The 19,807-nt window shown below is 71.8% G+C and carries 19 protein-coding genes and 1 pseudogene; 15 read left to right on the top strand and 5 right to left on the bottom strand.

The window, feature by feature from the left end; genetic code table 11:
- Positions 1 to 730, bottom strand: a 730-nt coding sequence (locus AB1578_06780) for a tetratricopeptide repeat protein (protein ID MEW6487603.1), incomplete at its 3' end; no start/stop codon positions are given.
- 179 nt (positions 731 to 909) lie between these two features.
- On the opposite strand from AB1578_06780, the gene AB1578_06775 reads away from it, so the two are divergent.
- Positions 910 to 2,379 (top strand): glyceraldehyde-3-phosphate dehydrogenase, encoded by a 1,470-nt coding sequence (locus AB1578_06775; protein ID MEW6487602.1) that lies wholly within the window; start codon positions 910 to 912, stop codon positions 2,377 to 2,379.
- Here the strand turns inward: AB1578_06775 and AB1578_06770 are convergent.
- A pseudogene (locus AB1578_06770) lies at positions 2,271 to 2,702 on the bottom strand (2Fe-2S iron-sulfur cluster-binding protein). The gene AB1578_06775 and the pseudogene AB1578_06770 sit on opposite strands and share 109 nt — an antisense overlap.
- Before the next feature lie 265 nt (positions 2,703 to 2,967).
- On the opposite strand from AB1578_06770, the gene AB1578_06765 reads away from it, so the two are divergent.
- The gene (locus tag AB1578_06765; protein ID MEW6487601.1) at positions 2,968 to 4,203 is read left to right on the top strand and encodes an LL-diaminopimelate aminotransferase; all 1,236 of its coding nucleotides are present in this window, start codon (positions 2,968 to 2,970) and stop codon (positions 4,201 to 4,203) included.
- Positions 4,204 to 4,222: 19 nt separating this feature from the next.
- On the top strand, positions 4,223 to 4,930 hold the full coding sequence (gene queC, locus AB1578_06760) for a 7-cyano-7-deazaguanine synthase QueC (GenBank protein MEW6487600.1): 708 nt from the start codon (positions 4,223 to 4,225) through the stop codon (positions 4,928 to 4,930).
- A gap of 27 nt (positions 4,931 to 4,957) precedes the next feature.
- Here queC and AB1578_06755 read toward each other — a convergent pair whose 3' ends face one another.
- The gene (locus tag AB1578_06755) at positions 4,958 to 5,152 is read right to left on the bottom strand and encodes a ferredoxin (GenBank protein MEW6487599.1); all 195 of its coding nucleotides are present in this window, start codon (positions 5,150 to 5,152) and stop codon (positions 4,958 to 4,960) included.
- A gap of 236 nt (positions 5,153 to 5,388) precedes the next feature.
- Here AB1578_06755 and AB1578_06750 point away from each other — a divergent pair, with 236 nt between their 5' ends.
- Both AB1578_06750 and AB1578_06745 read left to right on the top strand, forming a co-directional pair.
- Positions 5,389 to 7,590: an acetate--CoA ligase family protein gene (locus AB1578_06750; protein MEW6487598.1), complete on the top strand. Its 2,202-nt coding sequence runs from the start codon at positions 5,389 to 5,391 to the stop codon at positions 7,588 to 7,590.
- A 66-nt stretch (positions 7,591 to 7,656) separates the two neighbouring features.
- Positions 7,657 to 8,424, top strand: coding sequence for a hypothetical protein (locus tag AB1578_06745; protein ID MEW6487597.1), 768 nt, complete (start codon positions 7,657 to 7,659; stop codon positions 8,422 to 8,424).
- 56 nt (positions 8,425 to 8,480) lie between these two features.
- On the opposite strand, the gene AB1578_06740 is transcribed toward AB1578_06745, so the two are convergent.
- Positions 8,481 to 9,668 carry an AAA family ATPase gene (locus tag AB1578_06740; protein ID MEW6487596.1) on the bottom strand — a complete coding sequence of 396 codons (1,188 nt, stop codon included), beginning with the start codon at positions 9,666 to 9,668 and terminating at the stop codon, positions 8,481 to 8,483.
- Between the two features lie 128 nt (positions 9,669 to 9,796).
- Positions 9,797 to 10,978 (bottom strand): cation-efflux pump, encoded by a 1,182-nt coding sequence (locus AB1578_06735; protein MEW6487595.1) that lies wholly within the window; start codon positions 10,976 to 10,978, stop codon positions 9,797 to 9,799.
- Positions 10,979 to 11,049: 71 nt separating this feature from the next.
- On the opposite strand from AB1578_06735, the gene AB1578_06730 reads away from it, so the two are divergent.
- From AB1578_06730 to AB1578_06685, 10 genes are all read left to right on the top strand, one after another.
- The gene (locus AB1578_06730) at positions 11,050 to 11,325 is read left to right on the top strand and encodes an FmdB family zinc ribbon protein (GenBank protein ID MEW6487594.1); all 276 of its coding nucleotides are present in this window, start codon (positions 11,050 to 11,052) and stop codon (positions 11,323 to 11,325) included.
- A gap of 238 nt (positions 11,326 to 11,563) precedes the next feature.
- Positions 11,564 to 12,448, top strand: coding sequence for a 4-hydroxy-tetrahydrodipicolinate synthase (gene dapA / locus AB1578_06725; GenBank protein MEW6487593.1), 885 nt, complete (start codon positions 11,564 to 11,566; stop codon positions 12,446 to 12,448).
- Entirely contained in the window at positions 12,445 to 13,245 is an 801-nt protein-coding gene (gene dapB, locus AB1578_06720) for a 4-hydroxy-tetrahydrodipicolinate reductase (GenBank protein MEW6487592.1), read from the top strand. Before dapA ends, dapB begins: the two co-directional genes overlap by 4 nt.
- A gap of 15 nt (positions 13,246 to 13,260) precedes the next feature.
- Positions 13,261 to 13,785, top strand: coding sequence for a 2-amino-4-hydroxy-6-hydroxymethyldihydropteridine diphosphokinase (gene folK, locus AB1578_06715; protein MEW6487591.1), 525 nt, complete (start codon positions 13,261 to 13,263; stop codon positions 13,783 to 13,785).
- Positions 13,785 to 14,033 carry a hypothetical protein gene (locus tag AB1578_06710; GenBank protein MEW6487590.1) on the top strand — a complete coding sequence of 83 codons (249 nt, stop codon included), beginning with the start codon at positions 13,785 to 13,787 and terminating at the stop codon, positions 14,031 to 14,033. Before folK ends, AB1578_06710 begins: the two co-directional genes overlap by 1 nt.
- Positions 14,034 to 14,079: 46 nt before the next feature.
- A complete protein-coding gene (locus AB1578_06705) occupies positions 14,080 to 14,220 on the top strand; it encodes a hypothetical protein (protein MEW6487589.1) in 141 nt (46 codons plus the stop codon).
- Positions 14,221 to 14,282: 62 nt separating this feature from the next.
- Complete coding sequence (locus AB1578_06700; protein ID MEW6487588.1) at positions 14,283 to 15,869, top strand: AAA family ATPase; 1,587 nt, start codon at positions 14,283 to 14,285, stop codon at positions 15,867 to 15,869.
- Positions 15,870 to 16,242: 373 nt separating this feature from the next.
- Complete coding sequence (locus AB1578_06695; GenBank protein ID MEW6487587.1) at positions 16,243 to 17,592, top strand: thrombospondin type 3 repeat-containing protein; 1,350 nt, start codon at positions 16,243 to 16,245, stop codon at positions 17,590 to 17,592.
- Positions 17,593 to 17,803: 211 nt separating this feature from the next.
- Positions 17,804 to 18,703 carry a protoglobin domain-containing protein gene (locus tag AB1578_06690; GenBank protein ID MEW6487586.1) on the top strand — a complete coding sequence of 300 codons (900 nt, stop codon included), beginning with the start codon at positions 17,804 to 17,806 and terminating at the stop codon, positions 18,701 to 18,703.
- Positions 18,704 to 18,728: 25 nt separating this feature from the next.
- Positions 18,729 to 19,805 (top strand): glycosyltransferase, encoded by a 1,077-nt coding sequence (locus AB1578_06685; protein MEW6487585.1) that lies wholly within the window; start codon positions 18,729 to 18,731, stop codon positions 19,803 to 19,805.
- Positions 19,806 to 19,807: the final 2 nt, after the last annotated feature.

Raw genomic sequence — 19,807 nt, 5'->3', positions numbered from 1 at the left:
CGCTGGCCAGGGGGCTCCGGGGCCGGTCCCGGAGGAACTCCTCCAGCGCTTCGGCGGACTGGGCCGCCAGGGCCCGATCCAGGGCCTGGCGGTCCTCCGCGCGCCGGCTCGCCCAGAGGTCGCGCAGGCGGCGGCCCTCCTCGGCCTGGGGGGCCTGGGGGTACGAGGCGAGGAAGTGGTCCATGGCCTCCGGGGTTGCCTTCGCCACGGCCGCCTCGTAGGCCGCTTCGGTGTCTCGGCGCAGCCGCAGCGCCCCCTCCTCCCGCTCCCGGAGGATCCGCAGCTTCTCTCGGGCGTCGGGCGCGTAGGAGCTCAGGGGGTGGGCCGCCAGAAACCCCTCCAGGGCCTGGGGCGTGGCCTGCTCCAGGGCTTGGGCGTAGGCAGTGCGCTCTGCCGCCTCGATACGGTCCAGGGCCTGGAGGCTCAGTCCGCGGACCTGGTCGAGGTCGGAGGCGTCGGGCTTGAGCTGGGCGTACCGGACGAAGTGGTAGAGTGCCCGGGGGTAGTCCTGGAGGCGAAAGAAGTATACTACCCCCAGGTTGTAGTGGGCGTCGGTGTAGGTCTCGTCGAGCTGGAGGGCGGCCAGGTACTGGTCGCGGGCGGCCTCGTACTGGCGAAGCTTCAGGTAGTGGTTCCCCGATTCTTTCCGGAGCTCCGTCTCCTTCGGGGGCTGGGCCAGGGCCGCTCCTGCCGCGAGCAGCACCGCCACCAGCGCGCTGGAGCGCCTCATCGAAACCTCCCGGGGCCTTCCCGGCCGCTCAGTCATGCGACGAGCAGTCAGTATAGGAGGACGGGGGGGGCATTACAAGGCGGGGCACCTTCTTCCCCCGGGGCAAACGTGCTATCTTTCGGCCGCGCCCGGCGTGCCGGGAGGCATCTCCTACTCCGAACACACAAGGAGGCGCGGACATGGATCCGACCAAAGCGGAACGCTGCTTTCAGCTCTGGAACGACTCGGAAGCCGTCACCGTCAAGATGCTCTCCATCCTCAACGCGCTGCGGGTGGAGCGGGGCGTGCTGGGGCACGTGTACGGGCGCTCCATCGCCAAGGTGAGCTCGGTGGAGATCCTCAAAGTGCACCGGCACGCGCGTCTGGTGCTGGGCCGCGATCTCACGGTCCAGGAGACCTTTCCCGTGCTGCAGGCCGTGGGCAGGCTCGACCTGGGCCCCTGCCGCATCGACCTGGGAAAGCTCACCGTCAAGTTCCAGGCCCGGGGCGAAAGCATGGACACTCTGGACGCCTTCGTGGCCCAGGAGCTTGCCCCGGTCACCACGGGGCGCCAGGCGGTGCTGGGCAGGCCCCAGGACGTGGTGCTCTACGGCTTCGGCCGCATCGGGCGGCTCCTGGCCCGGATCCTGGTGGACAAGACCGGGCGGGGCGACAAGATCCGGGTGCGCGCCACTGTGGTGCGCAAGGGGTCCGAAGGAGACCTCAAGAAGCGCGCGGCGCTCTTTCGGATGGACTCGGTGCACGGCCCCTTTGCCGGCACGACCCAGATCGACGAGGAAGACAATGCCATCGTCGCCAACGGAAACCTCGTGCGGGTTCTCTACGCCGAAGCACCCGAACACGTGGACTACACGGCTTTCGGGATCGAGGACGCCATCGTCATCGACAACACGGGCAAGTGGCGGGACCGCCAGGGGCTGGGGAGGCACCTACAGGCCAAGGGGGTGAAGAGCGTGCTCCTCACGGCCCCCGGCAAGGGAGACATCCCCAACATCGTGTACGGCATCAACCACCGGAACCTGGACCCGGCGGAGCGGATCGTCTCGGCCGCCTCCTGCACCACCAACGCCATTGCTCCCGTCATCAAGGTCGTCGGGGAGCGCTTCGGGATCGTCTCGGGCCACATGGAGACCGTGCACGCCTATACCAACGACCAGAACCTCATCGACAACTTCCACAAGAAGGCCCGCCGCGGCCGGTCGGCCCCCCTCAACATGGTCATCACCGAGACCGGCGCGGCGAGCGCCGTGGCCAAGGTGCTGCCCGAGATGGCGGGCAAGCTCACGGGCAATGCCATCCGGGTGCCCACCCCCGACGTCTCCCTGGCCATCCTCCAGCTGCGGCTCGACCGGCCCACCTCCAAGGCCGAGCTCAACGACTACCTGCGGGAGATCTCGGTGAACAGCCCCCTTCAGAACCAGATCGACTTCACCACCTCGCCCGACATCGTGAGCTCCGACATCATCGGGTCCCGCCACGCCGGGGTCGTGGACGGCGAAGCCACCATCGTGAGTCCGTCGGACCCCCGCAACGCCGTGCTCTACGTCTGGTACGACAACGAGTTCGGGTACGCCTGCCAGGTGATGCGCCTGGTGCAGCGCATGGCCGGCATCGACCTGCCCGAGCTCCCGGCGGACGACCTGCCGTAGGCAGCTCGGGAGACACGCCAGGCGCGGGCGCCGGCCTGGCGCATCCGCTCCAACGCCATGATCTGGCCGGGCTGGCAGTACCCGCACGGGCTCACGTCCTCGAGAACCCACGCCCGCTGCACGGGGTGGGGCTTCCCGCCCCCAAGACCCTCGATGGTGACCACCACCGGGCCCGCGGCCCGCCCCAGGGGGACTGCGCAGGAGCGCACGGGCTCCCCGTCCAGGTGCACCCTACAGGCGCCGCACCGGCCCACGCCGCACCCGTACTTGGTGCCCGTGAGGCCCAGGTGTTCCCGCAGGACCCAGAGGAGGGGGGTCCCGGGCCAGGGCTATGGGGCGCGCCCTATACCGTCAGCGAGATCGCAGCCGGTCGCCTCCTGAGGGGAAACGAGTCCAGGGCACAGCTTGCCCGGATCCGGTGGTGCGTCAACCCGACGGAGCATCGGGGTGACGCCAGTGAACCTCCCTGGGTGTTCCGGGGCCCGACAGCGCGAGCTCGAAGCGGCTCCGGCTTGACGCCCCCGAGAGGGCTCTGCTAAGCAGAGGCCTGGCTCTGCAAACCGCGACCGCTCACCCAAGGAGCTCCCCGTGGCCCGTGTCAACGAGAACTACCTCAAGCTGAAGGCCGGCTACCTCTTCCCGGAGATCGGCCGGCGGGTGAAGGCCTTTGCCCAGGCCAATCCCGGCGCCAAGATCATCCGGCTGGGGATCGGCGACGTCACCCTGCCGCTCGTGCCGGCGGTGATCGAGGCCTTCCACGCCGGGGTCGACGACCTGGCCCGGGCGGAGACCTTCCGCGGGTACGGGCCCGAGCAGGGGTACGACTTCCTCCTGGAGGCCATTGCGGAGAAGGCCTACCGCCCCCTGGGCGCCGACGTCAAGCCCTCCGAGATCTTCGTCTCGGACGGGTCGAAGTGCGACGTGGCCAACATCCTCGACGTCTTCGACCTGGGCAACACCGTGGCCATCTGCGACCCCGTCTACCCCGTGTACAACGACACCAACGTGATGGTGGGGCGCACGGGGGAGGCCGACGAGAAGGGCTACTACCGGGGCATCGTGTACCTGCCGTGCAGCGAGGAGAACGGCTTCCTCCCCGCGCTCCCCCGGGAGCGGGTGGATCTCGTGTACCTGTGCTACCCCAACAACCCCACCGGGGCCGTGGCCCCCCGGGCCGAGCTGGCCCGTTGGGTGGAGTACGCCCTGGCCCAGGAAGCCGTGCTCCTCTTCGACGCCGCGTACGAGGCCTTCATCACCGAGCCCGGCATCCCCCACTCGATCTACGAGATTCCCGGCGCCGAGCGCTGCGCCATCGAGTTTCGGAGCTTCTCGAAGACCGCGGGCTTTACCGGCGTGCGCTGCGGCCTCACCGTGGTGCCCGAGGCGCTCCAGGCCCGCACCGCCGACGGCCGGCGGGTCTCCCTGAATCCGCTCTGGCACCGCCGCCAGACCACCAAGTTCAACGGGGTCTCCTACCCCGTCCAGCGGGCCGCGGCCGCGGTCTATTCCCACGAGGGGTGGCGCCAGAACCAGGAGGTGATCCGCTACTACCAGGAGAACGCCCGGATCATCCGCGAGGGGCTCACCGCCGCGGGGTTCGCGTGCTACGGTGGGGTCAACGCGCCCTACCTCTGGCTCAAGGTGCCGGCGGGGCTCACCAGCTGGCAGTTCTTCGACGTGCTCCTGGGAGAGTGCCACGTGGTGGGCACGCCGGGCAGCGGCTTTGGCCCGAGCGGAGAGGGGTACTTCCGGCTCTCGTCCTTCGGGGACCGGAACCACGTGGAGGAGGCGGTGGCGCGCATCCGCAAGAGGTGGGGCAGCTGACCGCGCAATGGACACCCCGATGGCCAACAGCCACGAGCCCACAGCGCGCAGAGCCGTCGTCCTCCTGAGCGGCGGGCTCGACTCGGCCACCTGCCTGGCCATCGCCCGGACCCAGGGGTACGAGACCTACGCGCTGTCCTTTGCCTACGGCCAGCGGCACGCCGCCGAGCTCGACGCGGCCCGCCGCGTGGCCCGGGCCCTGGGCGCCGCCGCCCACCACGTGGCCACCATCGACCTGCGGGCCTTCGGGGGCTCGGCCCTCACCGGCGACATCGCGGTTCCCAGGCCGGCCTCCCCCGAGGAGATCGGCCGGGGGATCCCGGTTACCTACGTGCCCGCCCGAAACACGGTCTTCCTGTCCTTCGCCCTGGCCTGGGCCGAGGTCCTGGGTGCCCGGGACCTCTTCATCGGGGTCAACGCCCTCGACTACTCGGGTTACCCGGACTGCCGCCCCGAGTTCCTGGAGGCCTTCGAGCGGGTGGCGAACCTGGGGACCAAGGCCGGGGTCGAGGGGAGCCGATTCCGGGTCCACGCGCCGCTGCTGCACCTGACCAAGGCCGAGATCATCCGCCGGGGCGCGGCCCTGGGGGTGGACTACGGCCTCACCCGCTCCTGCTACGACCCGGACGCCGAGGGGCGGGCGTGCGGCCGGTGCGATAGCTGCATCCTGCGCAGGAGGGGTTTCGAGGCGGCCGGGCTGCCGGACCCGACTCCCTACGCGGGGTAGGGCCGGCGTGGCGCACGGAGCCGGGACCTACTCCTCGATCTCGATGGCCTGGGGGTTGCACTCCTCGGCGGCCTGGCGCACCTTGGCCTCCAGGTGCTCGGGCACGGCCGGGTTGCGGACGACCCCCCGCAGTTGGTCGTCGTCGTAGTCGAACACCTCGGGACACACCTTGTGGCAGTTCCCGTCCCCCATGCACAGCCCGTAGTCGATGCGCACCTTCATGGCTTGGCCCTCCCAGCGCGTGTTGCGGCGTCTTGCAGGGGACCCAGGCTAACGGCGATGCGCCGGGTGTCAAAGAGGGGGTTACGTGAGGCGTGAGACGCGAAGCGTGAAGCGTGCGCGGGTGCTGTGAGCCCGGGGTTCATCCGTCCCATCCGTCCCATCGGTCCCATAGGTCCCATAGGTCCCATAGGTCCCATCACCCGCCAACCCCCCCACCTGCATCAACCGAGGAATCCATGACCCCCACCGAGCTCCTGGATCGCGCCCGGCGGGAGGGCCGGCGAAACCTCGACGAGGCCGAGTCCAAGGGGCTCCTGGCCCACTACGGCCTCCCTGTGGTGGAAGAGCGCACGGCGGCGACGCCGGAGGAGGCTGCCGGCGCTGCTCGGGGGCTCGGCTTTCCCGTGGTCCTGAAGGGGCTGGGGCCCGCGCTGGCCCACAAGACCGAGCGGGGGCTGGTGCGGTTGGGGATGCGCGGCGAGGCCGAGGTGGCCGAGGCCGCTCGGGCGATTGCCGAAGCCGCCGGGGCGGACCTGCGCGGCTATCTCGTCCAGCCCCAGGTGCCGGGCCGGAGGGAGCTCCTCCTGGGGCTCGCCCGGGACCCGGAGTTCGGGCCCGTCGTGGTCTTCGGCCTGGGCGGCGTGCTCGCCGAGGGCTTGGGTGACGTGGCCCTAGCCCTGGCGCCCCTGGGCACCGCGGACGCAGAAGAGCTCCTGGAGCGCCTGAAGAGCCGGGCTCTCCTGGGACCCTTCCGGGGCGAGGGGGCCGTGGACCGGGCCGCCCTGGTCCGGGCGCTCCTGGGCCTCTCCCGCCTCGCCCAGGAGCATCCGGGGGTGGCCGAGGTGGATGTGAACCCGGTGCGGGTGCGCCCGGACGGGTCGGTCCTGGCGGTGGACGCCCTCGTGGTGCTCGGCCGCGAGGCACCCCGGACCCTTCGGGAGCGGGTGGCCCCCGGCGCCCTGGCCCGGCTCTTCTACCCGCGCTCCGTGGCCTTCGTGGGTGCCACGGGGACCCTGGGCAAGTGGGGTCACCTGCTCTTCACCAACGTCCTCGCCGGCGGGTTCCCGGGGCCCGTGTATCCGGTGAACCCCAAGGGGGGCACGGTGGCCGGGCGTCCGGCGCTGGCTGCCGTCGAGGACCTGCCCGACGGCGTGGACCTGGCGGTGGTCACCGTGCCCGCGGCCGCGGTGGCCGACACGGTGACCCGGCTCGGGGCCCGGGGGGTGCGGGGTGCCGTGATCGTCTCCTCCGGGTTCGGCGAGGCGGGGGGTGAGGGGCCGCGCCTGCAAGAGGCGCTGGTGGCCGCCGCCCGGCGCGCCGGGGTCACCCTGGTGGGGCCCAACACCATGGGGATCTTGAACCCCCACGCCCGCTTCTACGGCACCGGCGCCCACGTGCGCCCCGAGCCGGGGGACACCATGCTCCTCTCCCAGTCCGGCAACATGGGGGTACAGCTCCTGGCCTTTGCCGCCGCCCAGGGGATCGGGATCCGGGCGTTTTGCGGAACGGGCAACGAGGCCATGGCCGCGGTGGAGGACTTCCTGGAGGCCTTGGAGGAGGACGACCGCAGCCGCACGGTGGTGCTCTACCTCGAAGGGGTCAAGGAAGGGCGCCGGTTCTTCGAGTCGGCACGGCGCCTGTCGCGCCGCAAGCCCGTGGTGGCCCTCAAGGGAGGGCGCACGGTTGCCGGCCAGCGGGCCGCCGCGAGCCACACCGGGGCGCTCGCCTCCGACGCCCGGGTCTTCGAGGCCGCGTGCCGCCAGGCCGGGGTCGTCCTGGTGGACCAGCCCACCGACCTCCTCGACGCCTCCGCCGCCTTTACCGCCCTGCCGCTCCCCCGGGGGCCCCGGGTGGCGATCCTCACCTGGGGCGGCGGGTGGGGGGTGGTGGCCTCGGACCTGTGCGCCGAGCTCGGCCTCACGGTGCCTGCCCTGGACGAGGCCGTCCGCGGGCGTCTCGACCGGCTCCTGCCCCCCTACTGGAGCCGCACCAACCCCGTAGACCTGGTGGGTGAGCCCGGCGCGGACCTCCCGGCCCGCATCCTGGAGGAGCTCCTGGCGTGGGATGGTGCCGACGCGGTCATCCACCTGGGCGTCCTGGGCCGCGAGCGCTTCCTGCGGGCCACGGTGGAATCGGCCCGGGCCGTGGACCCCGAACAGCCCCCCGAGCTCCTGGACGCCGCCGAAGCACAGGCCGCCCGCTACGAGGCCGGGGCCCGTGCCGGCATCGCCCGGTTGGCCGCCGGCAGCGACAAGCCCGTAGTGGGGGTGACCCTGCTGCCCGAGCCCGGAGGCCGCACGCTCCTCGACGCGGAGGGCACCGACCGCCGCATCCTCGCCTTCCCCACCCCCGAGCGCGCCGCCAGGGTGCTGGCGAGGCTGTGGGAGTACGCGAGGTTTCTCCGCCGGGACGAGGGGTGGTCCCAACTCCGACCGTGACGCCATCGCTGGGACCGGGTGGCGTGGGGACGTCGAGCCGAGACTTCTGCAAACGGAGCGCATGGCATGGACGGGTTGATCATCCTTCTGGCGGTCGTCCTCCTGGTGGCTCCGGCGGTGTTGGCCGGGCTGGCTCTCACCGGTCATCGGGCGAATCGGCGGCGGCTCGAATGGCTGGAGGCGAAGCTCGAGCAGATCGAGGCCGAGTTTCGAGTCCGGACGCGGAGCCTGGAACGGCGCTTGGCGGAGTTTGCGGCGGCCACCACCCGTCCCGCCGGAGAACCAGAGACTCCGGCCGCCCGCGCGCAGGACGAGGCCCCCCCGCCCCCCTTCGTCCGGTCCGAGACTCGGCTCTCGGCCCCGGCCCAGGCTCCCCCCCCGGTGCCACCTCCCCCCAAGCCAGCCCAACCGCTGCCCCTCCCGATCCCGCCATCGGTTCCCGCCCCGCCCCCTCGGGCCCGAGTCCACTGGGAGCAGTGGATGGGCGTGCGGGGGGCCGCGGTGCTCCTGCTGCGGGCCGCCGCCCGCTTCCCCTCCCCGGAGCTCTTCGTCGCCGCCCCCGCGGGGGCCTACGCGCTCCTCCTCGGAAACCCCGACGCCGACCCGCCGAAGTACGAGCTCGGCCGGACGCGGGACCTGGTACTGGCCCTCGACAGCGCGCTCGCCTTCCCCGGGCCGGTGGCTGCAAACCCGGAGTACCGCGCCCGGGCCCGCCTCGGGGCGGGCGGCGGCCCCCAGCGGGCGCTGCTGTGGCTCGCCCTGGCCGTCGCCGTAGCCGTCCTGGCCTTCCTCACCCTGCGCGTCGCGCGGGAAGCGGGGCGGGGGCAGGAGTGACGGGGTAGGCTTCTACGGGCGCCACTCGGTGTCTCTGGGAGTGCGAGCGGGCAGGGTTATGGCTGCAGGAAGTGGCGCGGGTCCTCGCTGAAGAACTCTTCCAGGGACATTCCCCCCGAGCCGACGACGAGGGGCAGGGCGGCGGGGTGGCGGCGTCGGAAGGCGGCCATGCCGGGGGGGCGATCGGGGCGGCCGCTCTTGACTTCGAGGGCCCACAGGGTCTCTCCCGACCGCACCACGTAGTCGACCTCGTCGTTGGCGTGGCGCCAGTAGGTGACCTCGTGGGCCAGGCCCTGCAACTGGCTCACCAGGTGTGCCCCCACCGCGTTCTCCACGAGCCGTCCCCACGCCGCCGAATTTCCTCTGGCCGATGCAAAGCTCCGGTGGCCGAGGGCGGAGACGAGGGCGTTGTTCCAGAGAACCAGCTTGGGGCTCGAGCCTCGGCTGCGCGCCTCGCCGGCGGAGAACCGCTCGAGGCCGGTGATGAGGTACGCGGTTTCGAGGAGCCGCAGGTAGTGAGCGAGCGTGGTAGTGTTGCCGGCGTCCTGGAGCTGGCCGAGCATCTTGTTGTAGGAGAGGATCTGAGCGGGAAACCGGGCTGCCAGGGCGAACAGGTGGCGAAGGAGCGCCGGCTTCGCGACCGGCTGTAGGGCCAGCACGTCCCGCGCGAGGACGGCCTCGATCAGGGAGTCGCGTACATAGGCCTGCCACGCCTCTTCGTCGTCGGCGAGCTTCGCCGCGCCAGGGTAGCCGCCGAAGTAGAGCCACCGGTCCAGGTCCCAGCCGAACGCCGCCCGGCACTCGGGAAAGGTCCAATGGGGGCATCGGTGCAGGAAGAAGCGTCCTGCAAGGCTCTCGGTCGTCCCGCGGGCGAGCAGGAGCGCTGACGAGCCGAGCAACAGGACCTTGAGCGACCTCTCGGCGGCCCGATCGGCATCCCAGTACGCCTTGACCACCTCGCTCCAGCCGGAGACCTTCTGGACCTCATCCAGAACGAGCAGGACCGGGCGGTCGCCGATGTGGGTCCGGGCGAGCTGCCACTGGGTCTCGATCCACTCGGGCCCCGGAGGCAGCGGAAGATCGGCTGCCGCATATCGCACCGGCCCATCCCAGCGCGCCTCGATGGCGCGGGCGGCGGTCGTCTTCCCCACCTGTCGCGGTCCCACGAGCACCTGAATGAGCTCGGGGGGGCTGGTCAGGCGGTTCCAGAGGCGGTCGGTAACGGCCCGGTCGATTGCGGTCATGACGCCATTATACGGGCCTCGGCGCGCGGTACAAAGAAATACTCAGCCACTGAGTAAGCATACTCAATGGCTGAGTAGCAGCTCTGGTGCCCCACGTCGAGTACCACCGCCTTCCCGGTCGCCCGCATCTATTCCCCATGCACGTCCACGTGGACCACGGCGTCGGCGATGCCGGGGAGGACGCGCACGGCTTCCTTGAGGCGGTGGGCGATGGCGTGGGCGTCGCGGATGGTGAGGTCGGGGTCCACCTCGACGTCCATGTTCAGGAGGTAGCCGGTCTCCAGGGGGACGATGCGGGTGCCGTGGACGCCGAGCACGCCCGGGGTCCGGCGGGCGAGCTCCTCTGCGGACTCCGCCACGCCCTCTCGGGCGGAGGGTGCGTAGAGGCCCCCTTCCCGGGCGCCCAGGGGCTCCACGTGCACCATGGCGTCGCGTACGCCCCGGACCTTCTTGAGCAGCGCCTCCCGCACGGCCCGGGCCAGGTCGTGGCCCTGGACCACGTTGAGCTCGGGGTCGACCTCGATGTCCACGTCCACCAGGATGTCCTTGCCCAGGCGCCGGGCGCGCAGCCCGTGATGGCTCCTCACCCCCTGCACCCCGGACACCACGGCCCCCAGGCGCTCCAACAGCCCCTGATCGGGAGCGGTGTCCACGAGCTCTCGGACGGCCTGCCACCCCAGATCCCACCCTACCTTGACCACGAAGAAGCACACCAAGAGCGCCGCCGCCGGGTCCATCCAGGGGGCGCCCCAGCGGGCTCCCGCAACGCCCACCAGGGCCGCTACCGAGGAGAGGGCGTCGGAGCGGTGGTGCCAGGCGTTGGCCAGGAGGAGCCGGCTGTCCTCGCTGCGGGCCACCCGGGCGGTCCACCGGTAGAGGAGCTCCTTGGCGAGGATGGAGAGCCCCGCGGCCCAGAGGGCAACCCGCCCGGGCAGGGGGAGGGGGTCCGCCGCGGTCAGCGAGCGCAGGGCGCCGGCGCCCATGGCCAGTCCCACCGCGACCAGGAGACCCCCCACGAGAGCCGTGGAGAGAGTTTCCACCTTGCCGTGGCCGTAGGGATGGGTCGAGTCCTCGGGCTTTCGGCCCACCCGGTACCCCAGGAGCACCACGATGTCGCTGGCGAGATCCGAGAGGGAGTGGAGCGCGTCGGCCACCAGGGCCGCGCTATGGCCCAGGACCCCGGCCGCCACCTTGACCAGGACGAGGACGAGGTTGACCAGGCTCCCGCCCAGGGTCACCCCCTCGCCGGTGATGTGGGCAGGCTGCCCTTCCTCGCCCTTCCCCATGGCCGCACCTTCCGGTTGCCTCACGAAACCTCCGGTGTTATATAATCGCGTCCCTCCCCGGAAGGGGGAGGTCTATCCGACGGAGGTGAGATCCCATGCCCATCTATGAGTACCAGTGCCGAAGCTGCCACGACGCATTCGAGGTCACCCAGAAGATCACCGACACGCCGCTGGCGGCGTGCCCCAAGTGCGCCGGCCCGGTGGAGAAGCTCATTTCCCAGAGCTCCTTCGTCCTGAAGGGTTCCGGGTGGTACGCGACGGACTATGCCCGCAAGTCGGGCTCGGACAAGCCCAAGGGCGATGCCGCCCCGTCCTGCGGCGCCAGCGGCTCCAAGTCCGCGTGCGCCTCGTGCCCCAGCGCCAGCGCCTGACCCCGCTCCCGATTCGAACCCGAGGGGAGGCCGCCGGCCTCCCCTCGTTCGTTCCCGGCGCAGGCCAAGGGCCCTTATAGCCTACGTCGCGGGGGGGTTCCAGCTTTTGACGGGGCCGGGTTCCGTTGCTAGGATGCGCCCGCCCGGGCTGCGGAGCCCAGTCCAGCGGGAGACCCCCTCCAGCCGGACCCGAAACGGGCCGTTCGACCCCGAAGTAACGCCCTGCCAGGAGGAGAAGATGTTTCGCGGCACGATTACCGCCCTGGTCACCCCGTTTCGCGACGGCCGGGTGGACGAAGACGCCTACCGGCAACTCATCGACTGGCAGATCGAGCAGGGGGTGAGCGGGGTGGTGCCCTGTGGCACCACGGGGGAGTCGGCCACCCTGAGCCACGAGGAGCACAACCGGGTCATCGACATCGCGGTGGAGGAGGCCCAGGGACGGGTCGCCGTGATTGCCGGCACGGGGTCCAACTCCACCGCCGAAGCCGTGCGCCTCACCCGCCACGCCAAGGAGGCGGGTGCCGACGGGGCGCTCCTCATCACGCCCTACTACAACAAGCCCACCCAGGAGGGCCTCTACCGGCATTATAGGGCCGTTGCCGAAGAAGCCAGGTTTCCACTCGTGCTGTACAACGTGCCGGGGCGCACGGGGGTGAACCTCCTGCCCGAGACCGTGGCCCGCCTGGCGGAGCTCCCGGAGGTGGTGGGGATCAAGGAGGCCACCGGCGACCTCAAGCAGGTGAGCGACGTGCTGGAGAAGTGCGGCGACCGCCTCGCCGTGCTCTCGGGGGACGACTTCACGGTGCTGCCGCTGCTCGCCCTGGGGGGCCAGGGGGTCATCTCGGTGCTCTCCAACGTCGTCCCGGCAGACGTGGCTGCCATGGTGAGCGCCTTCGCGGCGGGCGACCTGGCCCGCGCCCGGGAGCTCCACTACCGCACCATGCCCGTGGCCCGGGCCCTCTTCCTCGAGACCAACCCCATCCCCGTGAAGGCGGCCCTGGCGCTGCTCGGCCGCATCGGCCCGGAGCTGCGGCTGCCCCTGTCTCCTCTCCAGGAGGGCAACGCCGCCAAGCTCGCCGCCGTCCTGCGGGACTACGGGCTCCTGGGGGGCAGGCCGTGATCCGGGCCGCCGTTACCGGCGCGGCGGGCCGGATGGGCACCCAGCTCGTCCGCCTCCTCCAGGAGACCGGGGGCCTCGCCCTGGCTGCCGCCCTGGAGCGGCCGGGCCACCCGGCGCTAGGGCGAGATGCGGGGGAGGTGGCCGGCATCGGCCCCCTGGGGGTGCCGGTGACCTCCGTGCTCTCCGAGGCCCTGCCTTCCGCCGACGTGGTCATCGACTTCACGAGCGCCGCGGCGTCCCTCGCGCACCTGGACGCCGTGTGCCGGGCCGGCAAGGCCATCGTCATCGGCTCCACGGGCTTCAGCCCCCAGGAGCGCGAGCTCGTGCGCAGCCGGGGCGCTGAGGCGCGGATCTTCCAGGCCCCCAACATGAGCGTGGGGGTCAACGTGCTCCTCCAGGTCGTGACGGAGGTGGCCCGGCTCCTGGGGGAAGCCTACGACGTGGAGATCGTGGAGACCCACCACCGCTTCAAGAAGGACGCTCCCTCTGGTACGGCGCTTGCCCTGGCCGAGGCCGCGGCCGGGGCCCTGGGACGCGACCTCGCCGCCGACGCGGTCCACGGCCGGGAAGGGCTCGTGGGGGAGCGCAAGCCCCGGGAGATCGGCCTGCACGCCGTGCGGGCGGGCGACGTGGTGGGGGACCACACGGTGCTCTTCGGGGGCCTGGGAGAGCGCATCGAGCTCACCCACCGGGCATCGAGCCGCGAGACCTTCGCGCGGGGGGCGCTGCGCGCCGCCCTGTGGCTCCCCGCCCAGCCCAGGGGCTTCTACGGCATGACCGACCTCCTGGGGATCTGAGGAGCCCTGCGGCAGATGCCCCGGGCCCACATCGCCTTCGGCGGCAATCTGGGAGACGTGGAGGCCAACCTGCGCCGGGCGCTCGGGGCGGTGGGGGCTCTCGAAGGCACGCGGATCGTCCGGGTGTCGTCCCTCTACCGCACCGCACCCGTGGGGGTGACCGAGCAGCCGGAGTTCGTCAACGGCGCCCTGGAGGTGGAGACGACGCTCTCCCCGAGCGCCCTCCTGGACGAGCTTCTGCGCATCGAGTCGAGCCTGGGCCGCACGCGGGAGCAGCGCTGGGGCCCCCGCACCGTGGATCTGGACTTGGTGCTCTACGGCGACCGGGTGGTCGAGGCCCAGGGGCTCGAGGTGCCCCATCCCCGCATGCACGAGCGGGGGTTCGTGCTCGTACCCCTGGCGGAGATCGCCCCCGGAGCCGTGCACCCGCGCCTGGGGCGCACGGTGGCCGAGCTGCGCGAAGCCCTCGGGCCGATGCCCGACGTGCGATGCGCGGGCCGTCCCGCGTGGGCCGACGACCTCGAAGGAGCGCGGTGCTGATGGGAATCTTCCGGCTCCTGCTCTATGGGGCGCTACTGTGGCTCTTCTATCGTCTGATCCGGGGCTTCCTGCCGGCGTCCCGCCCGGCCCCGTCGGGCCCAACGCCCTCGGGGGGCCGCCTCGACGGGGGAGAGCTCGTCCAGGACCCGGTGTGCGGCGTGTACGTGCCCAAGACCACGGCCCTGCGCAACGCGGCCGGAGAGTACTTTTGCAGCGAGGCCTGCCGCGACGCCCGGGGAAAGCGCTGAGCCGCGCGTCTCCCGGAGCGGACCCCCTCTCGACCTCGGAGCTCCCATGCCCGGCAAGCCCCGCCTCCGGACCGCCCGCCCCCTCACCACCGCCGAGAAGCTCGGCCACGTGTGGGGAGCCATCTTCCTCGGCATGGTCCTCGTGCTCACCGTGCTCCTGGTGGGAAAGAGCTGCCTCGGCGGGTAGCCCGCCTTGACGCCGGGGTGCCGGCGGGTAGGCTCGGGCGGTGCCCCGCACCGGAGGAACCCGTGGACCCGGCCTGCCTGCTCGACCTCCTCTCCCAGCCTGAGGCCTATCCCCACCCTTGCGGCCCGGTCGAGGTGCACCACACCCACATCTCGGCGGTCTTCCTCGCCGGGCCCTATGCCTACAAGGTGAAGAAGCCCCTGGATCTGGGGTTTCTCAACTTCACGACCCTGGGGCGCCGGCGCCACTTCTGCCTGGAGGAGGTGCGCCTGAACCGCCGGCTCGCCCCCTCGGTGTACCTTGGAGTAGTGCCGGTCGCTCTGCACGGGGGGCGGCTGGCGGTGGGGGGGGAGGGCGAGGTGGTGGAGTGGGCGGTGTGGATGGAGCGCCTGCTCCCGGAGGCCACCTTGGCCTCCCGACTGGGACGGGGGGAGGTCACGGGGGAGCTCCTGGCCGCCGTCGCCGCCCGGGTGGCCGCGTTCCACCGGCGCGCCGAAGCGGGTCCCCACGTGGACGCCCTGGCGTGCTGGGAGATCGTGGCCCGCAACGCCCGGGAGAACTTCGAGCAGTCCGAGGCCCAGGTAGGCGGTACGGTGACGGCCCAGGCATTCTCGCGCTTTCGGGCCCTGACCGAGGCGGCCCTGGGGGAGCGGCGGGAGCTCGTGGAGGGCCGTGCCGCCCGGGGCACGGCCCGGGACACCCACGGCGACCTGCACCTGGACCACGTCTACGTCTTTCCCCAGCGGCCCACCCCGGACGATCTGGCCGTGGTGGACTGCATCGAGTTCAGCGAGCGGTTCCGGTACGCCGACCCCGTGGCCGACGCGGCGTTCCTCTCCATGGACCTGGCCTTTCGGGGCCGGCGCGACCTGGCGGCCCGGTTTCGGGAGGCCTACGCCGAAGCGGCGGGAGACCCGGAGGGAGCGGCGCTCTTCCCCCTCTACGAGGCCTACCGGGCCGCGGTGCGGGCCAAGGTGGAGGGCGTGCGGGCTCGGGAGGGCGAGGTGCCCGCGAAGGACCGGGAAGCGGCCCGCAAGAACGCACGGGCCCATTGGCTCCTGGGCCTGGGCACCCTCGAAGCCCCGCCCAGCCGGCCCTGCCTCCTGGGGGTGGGCGGCCTGCCCGGAGCCGGCAAGTCCACCCTGGCCCGAGGCCTGGCGCAGCGGGCCGGGTTCGAGGTCGTCGTCGCCGACCGGGTGCGCAAGGAGCTGGCCGGCCTGTCGGCCGAAGCCCCGGCGGGGGCCGCCTTCGGAGAAGGGCTCTACACGCCCGAGTGGAACGAGCGCACCTACGCCGCGTGCCTGGGGCGGGCCGAGGAGATCCTCGCCCGGGGGGGGAGGGCCCTGGTGGACGCGAGCTTCCGGGAGGACGGCCGGCGCCGCGAGCTCCTGGACCGGGCCCGGGCGTGGGGCGTCCCCGGGATGCTGCTGCTCTGCGAGGCCGGTGCCGACGACGTGCGCCGCCGGCTCGGCCGCCGCCGGGGGGGGCCCTCGGACGCGGACTGGGAGATCTATCTCCGGGCTGCCGCGGCCTGGGAGGAGCCCGGAGTACAGACCCTGCCCGCCCTGCGGCAGATCCCCTCCCAGCCGGACGCAACGGCGACCCTGGAAGAGGCACTCGAGGTGCTGCGCAGGGAGGGACTGTCGTGACTTGGCAACTGCCACTCCTGACGGCTCGCGCGGCGTCACTGTCGTCAGTCCGCGACGCCGCCGGAAACCGGCCCCGAAGCGGCCCCCGCTGCGCGTCTGGAGAGCTCGCGGTGCCGTCTGCTGAGGCCGGTCACCGCTAACGCCTTCAGAACGATCCCTCCCCTGTCTCCCTTCCGTGACACCCAGGGGCTTCTCCTGCGGCCTTCGCCCTTGGCGAGACTCTTCGCAACCACTTGGCGTGACAGCCGAAAGTCGTCCCGTCCGGCGTGAAGGGGGCCCCCGGCCCGCTTGTTGCTCTGCTCTCCCCGCGTTCCCCAACCGACCCCGCCGGCGAGCCGGCCAGGGTCCTTTCGGACAGAGGGAGGCACGGAACATGAGAAGCTTCAGACACAGGGTTTTCGTAGGACTTGCGCTGGCCGGCCTCGTGGCCGGGGTGTTCGGTTGCAGTTCCGACGGGGGGAGCGGGGCCGACGCCGGCGATTCCCCCTCCACCCGCGGGGTGGCCAGGGTAACCGCCGGGATCGAGAGCAGCACCGCCGCCAAGAGAACCCGAAACCAGGAACTCACCCCCCTGGACGTGGCAGCCGTGGACCACCACGGGAACAAGGTGGACGAGGCGCTGGGAGTGACCGAGTCGTTTTCCCTCGAGCTGCCCTGGGGCCGCGACTACGTCCTCATCTTCGCCGACGCCGAGGGGCTCCTGGGCGCCATGGTCTATGGAAGGAAGGAACAGAGCCGGTTCAGCGTGGAACCGGGCGTCCTGGTCTTGGACCTGGGCCAGATCGTCATAGACCCCAAGAGTCGCACGGTCCGGCTCAAGGACCCGCGGAAGGTGAAGCCGCCGAAGGGGGACGACGATGGTGATGACGACGATGACGACTCGGACGACGACGGTATGGGGCCGGGGGACGCCGCGGTGGGCGCCGAGCTGTGGGAGGTCTACTGCGCCGGCTGCCACCCGAACGGGCTGGAAGAAACTTCGGTGGCCGAGATGGCCGATGTCCTCCGGGAAGGTGACGACGACATGCCGGCTTTCCCCGAGCTGGCGCCCAACGCAGCCGACCTCTCCGCTTACCTGAAGAACCCGGTCATTCCCACCGATACGGACGGAGACGGCGTATCCGACGCCTTGGACGCCTGCCCGGACGTGGCCGGTGAGGGGGCTGACGGCTGCCCCCTGTCGCCGCCGACCGACACCGACGGCGACGGCGTGCCCGACGACCTGGATGCGTGCCCGGACGTGGCCGGCGAAGGTACCGACGGGTGTCCGCTACCGACGCCCACGGACTCCGACGGCGACGGTGTGACCGACGACCTGGATGCGTGCCCGGACGTGGCCGGAGCCGGTGCGGACGGCTGCCCGCTGCCCCCGATCGACTCCGACGGCGACGGTGTGCCCGACGATCTGGACGCCTGTCCGGACGTAGCGGCAGCGACGGCCGACGGCTGTCCCCTGCCGCCGGTGGACACGGACGGCGACGGTGTGACCGATGACCTGGATGCCTGCCCGGACGTGGCCGGCGACGGCGCGGACGGCTGCCCCGTGGTAACACCGACCCGGCCGGCCATCCTCGATACCACCTGTCAGAACTGTCACGATGACTACTCGAGCAGGGTCTCCTGCACCAACTCCCAGTGGCCCCGCCACGACGGGTCGCGGAGCACCACGGCCGCCCAGTACCAGGAGGTCTCTGTCTGGGCTACCGGCGGGACGTGCCCGTGATCTAGCGCCACCGTGCCCCTTCGGAGTCGGTCTCGGCCGCCTCCCCGGGGTCAGGAAACGCAGATGAGAGCGGGCCGACCTTCGGGTCGGCCCGTTTCTCTTGCGCCGCGGTCTTCCCGGCGCCGGGCTGGCCCCGACGCGCCGATGCCGCTAGAATCCGGGTCGGCGGCAACCTACGGCCACGGTGGGGTCCTGGGCAGGGGAGCATCCGATGGAGACGATGAAGGACATCCTCAGGCACTACCGGTTCGGACCCGACGACGAGGAGAACCTGCCGCGGCTGGCGCAGCTTCTGCTTCCCCTGGCGGACACGCTGGCGGAGGAGTTCTACGACTACCTGGCGGCGGAGCCCCAGACCGCGCGCTTTTTCCAGACCCCCCAGGCCGTGGAGCGGCGCAAGGCCACCATCAAGGGATGGCTCGGCGATCTGCTCTCCCAGCCCTACGACAACCGGCTCCTGCGCCGGCTCGAGCGCATCGGCAAGGTGCACGTGAAGATCGGCCTGCCGGGGCACTTCGTGAACGCCGCCATGCACTTCGTGCGGGACTTCGGGCGCCGCCAGGTCGTGGCCCAGGCCCCCGACCGCAGCGAGCGGGAAGCGCTGCTCGGCACCCTGGACAAGGTGCTCGACATCCACCTGGACGTGCTCACCAGCTCCTATCGGGAGGAGGAGCTCAAGAACGTCTTCCTCTCCAAGCGCTTCGAGACGGCCCTGGTCCGGTGGGCCGAGCGCCTCCTCCACGGGCTCAACCTGCTCCTCATGGTGGGGCTCCTGGCCATGGCCGCCGGGGTCCTGAGCCTCTTCGTCTCCGACGTCGTTCACGCCTTCGGCACCAACCTGGAGCGCGGCGTCATCCAGGCCCTAGGGTCGCTCTTGATCCTGTGGATGATGATCGAGCTCCTCCAGGCCGAGATCGAGCACCTGCGCGGCGGGTCGTTCCACGTGCGGCTCTTCCTGGAGCTCGCGCTGGTGGCGTTCATCCGCAAGCTCTTCATCGCCGCCCTGGACCATCCGGACCCGATCACCTTTGCCCTGCTCCTGGGATCGCTCCTGGTGCTCGGCCTCATCTTCTTCCTCATGGTCCGAGCGGAACCCCGGTCCCGGGGCTGAGCCCTTCGGCCCTTTGCCTCGCGCCGTGTCCGCCCCGGTTCCCGAGCTCTCGCTCGTCGTTCCCACCCGCAACGAGGCGGGGACCCTGCCCACCCTCCTGGCCGATCTCGCCGGCCAGGAAGGGGTGTGCCTGGAGGTGATCGTGGCGGACGGGGGGAGCGCGGACGGCACGCCGGGCGCTGCGGCGGCCTTTGCCTCCCGCGGCCTCCCCGTCCGGGTTCTCGCCGCGCCCCCGGGCCGGGGCCGCCAGCTCAACGCGGGGGCTGCGGCCGCCCGGGCCCCGGACCTCCTCTTCCTCCACGCGGATACCAGAATCGAGGACCACCGGCTCCTGGCGGAGGGCCGGGCCCACATGCAGGCCGCCCGCACCCGCCGGGGCAGCGGGCGGGTGGCGGGTCACTTCGGGCTGCGCTTCGCCCGCGCTCTCCCGGGCACGCCCCGCACGCAAGCCGGCTACTACTTCTACGAGGCCAAGACCCTCCTCGGACGCCCGGAGTGCGTGAACGGGGACCAGGGGTTCTGGCTCTCGCGGGCGTACTTCGACGAGCTGGGCGGGTTCGACGAGTCGCTCCCCTACCTGGAGGACGCCCGTCTTGCCCGCCGCGTCTTCGCCACGGGGGCGTGGGTGACCCTGCCGGGGCGCCTGGTGACCTCGGCCCGGCGTCTCGAGGCCGAGGGGCTGGGGGCACGCCAGACCCTGAACGCGCTCCTCAAGAACTTCGACGCCATCGGCTTGCCGGGCTTCTTCGAAGGGGCTGCGCAGGCCTATCGGGACCAGGCCGGCACCGGGCGCCTGGAGCTCGGCCCGTTTGCCCGCCTCGCCCATCGGGCGAGCCGCGCCCAGGGCTGGCGGCGGTTCCTGGGGTACTGGTGGGGCACCGGCGGCTACGTGGCCGCCAACGCCTGGCAGCTCGCCTTTGCCCTGGACTGCCGGCGAAACCGGAGAAAGGGGTTCGAGCCCGGCCAAGGCCCCACCCCCTGGCTGGAGCGCTACGACCGCTGGGGCTCGCCGGTGGTCACCTCGCCGCCGGGCCGGCTGGCGGCGACCCTGCTCACCGCCGGGTGGTTCTTTCGCACCATGTCCCGGGAGGAGCGCGCGTGAGA

The sequence above is a fragment of the Thermodesulfobacteriota bacterium genome, from assembly GCA_040756475.1.
GTDB lineage: Bacteria > Desulfobacterota > Deferrisomatia > Deferrisomatales > JACRMM01 > JBFLZB01.
Note: the sequence above shows the minus strand (reverse complement) of the source record. Positions and strands in the feature narration are given on the sequence as shown.

What these genes read in the sequence shown, in the direction of transcription:
- folK (MEW6487591.1), top strand. Translation starts at nt 13,261, where the DNA reads ATGCCCCGGGCCCACATCGCCTTCGGCGGCAATCTGGGAGACGTGGAG.
- AB1578_06775 (MEW6487602.1), top strand. Translation starts at nt 910, where the DNA reads ATGGATCCGACCAAAGCGGAACGCTGCTTTCAGCTCTGGAACGACTCG.
- AB1578_06750 (MEW6487598.1), top strand. Translation starts at nt 5,389, where the DNA reads ATGACCCCCACCGAGCTCCTGGATCGCGCCCGGCGGGAGGGCCGGCGA.
- AB1578_06755 (MEW6487599.1), bottom strand. Translation starts at nt 5,152, where the DNA reads ATGAAGGTGCGCATCGACTACGGGCTGTGCATGGGGGACGGGAACTGC.
- AB1578_06710 (MEW6487590.1), top strand. Translation starts at nt 13,785, where the DNA reads ATGGGAATCTTCCGGCTCCTGCTCTATGGGGCGCTACTGTGGCTCTTC.
- queC (MEW6487600.1), top strand. Translation starts at nt 4,223, where the DNA reads ATGGCCAACAGCCACGAGCCCACAGCGCGCAGAGCCGTCGTCCTCCTG.
- AB1578_06745 (MEW6487597.1), top strand. Translation starts at nt 7,657, where the DNA reads ATGGACGGGTTGATCATCCTTCTGGCGGTCGTCCTCCTGGTGGCTCCG.
- AB1578_06740 (MEW6487596.1), bottom strand. Translation starts at nt 9,668, where the DNA reads ATGACCGCAATCGACCGGGCCGTTACCGACCGCCTCTGGAACCGCCTG.
- dapA (MEW6487593.1), top strand. Translation starts at nt 11,564, where the DNA reads ATGTTTCGCGGCACGATTACCGCCCTGGTCACCCCGTTTCGCGACGGC.
- AB1578_06730 (MEW6487594.1), top strand. Translation starts at nt 11,050, where the DNA reads ATGCCCATCTATGAGTACCAGTGCCGAAGCTGCCACGACGCATTCGAG.
- AB1578_06690 (MEW6487586.1), top strand. Translation starts at nt 17,804, where the DNA reads ATGGAGACGATGAAGGACATCCTCAGGCACTACCGGTTCGGACCCGAC.
- AB1578_06705 (MEW6487589.1), top strand. Translation starts at nt 14,080, where the DNA reads ATGCCCGGCAAGCCCCGCCTCCGGACCGCCCGCCCCCTCACCACCGCC.
- AB1578_06695 (MEW6487587.1), top strand. Translation starts at nt 16,243, where the DNA reads ATGAGAAGCTTCAGACACAGGGTTTTCGTAGGACTTGCGCTGGCCGGC.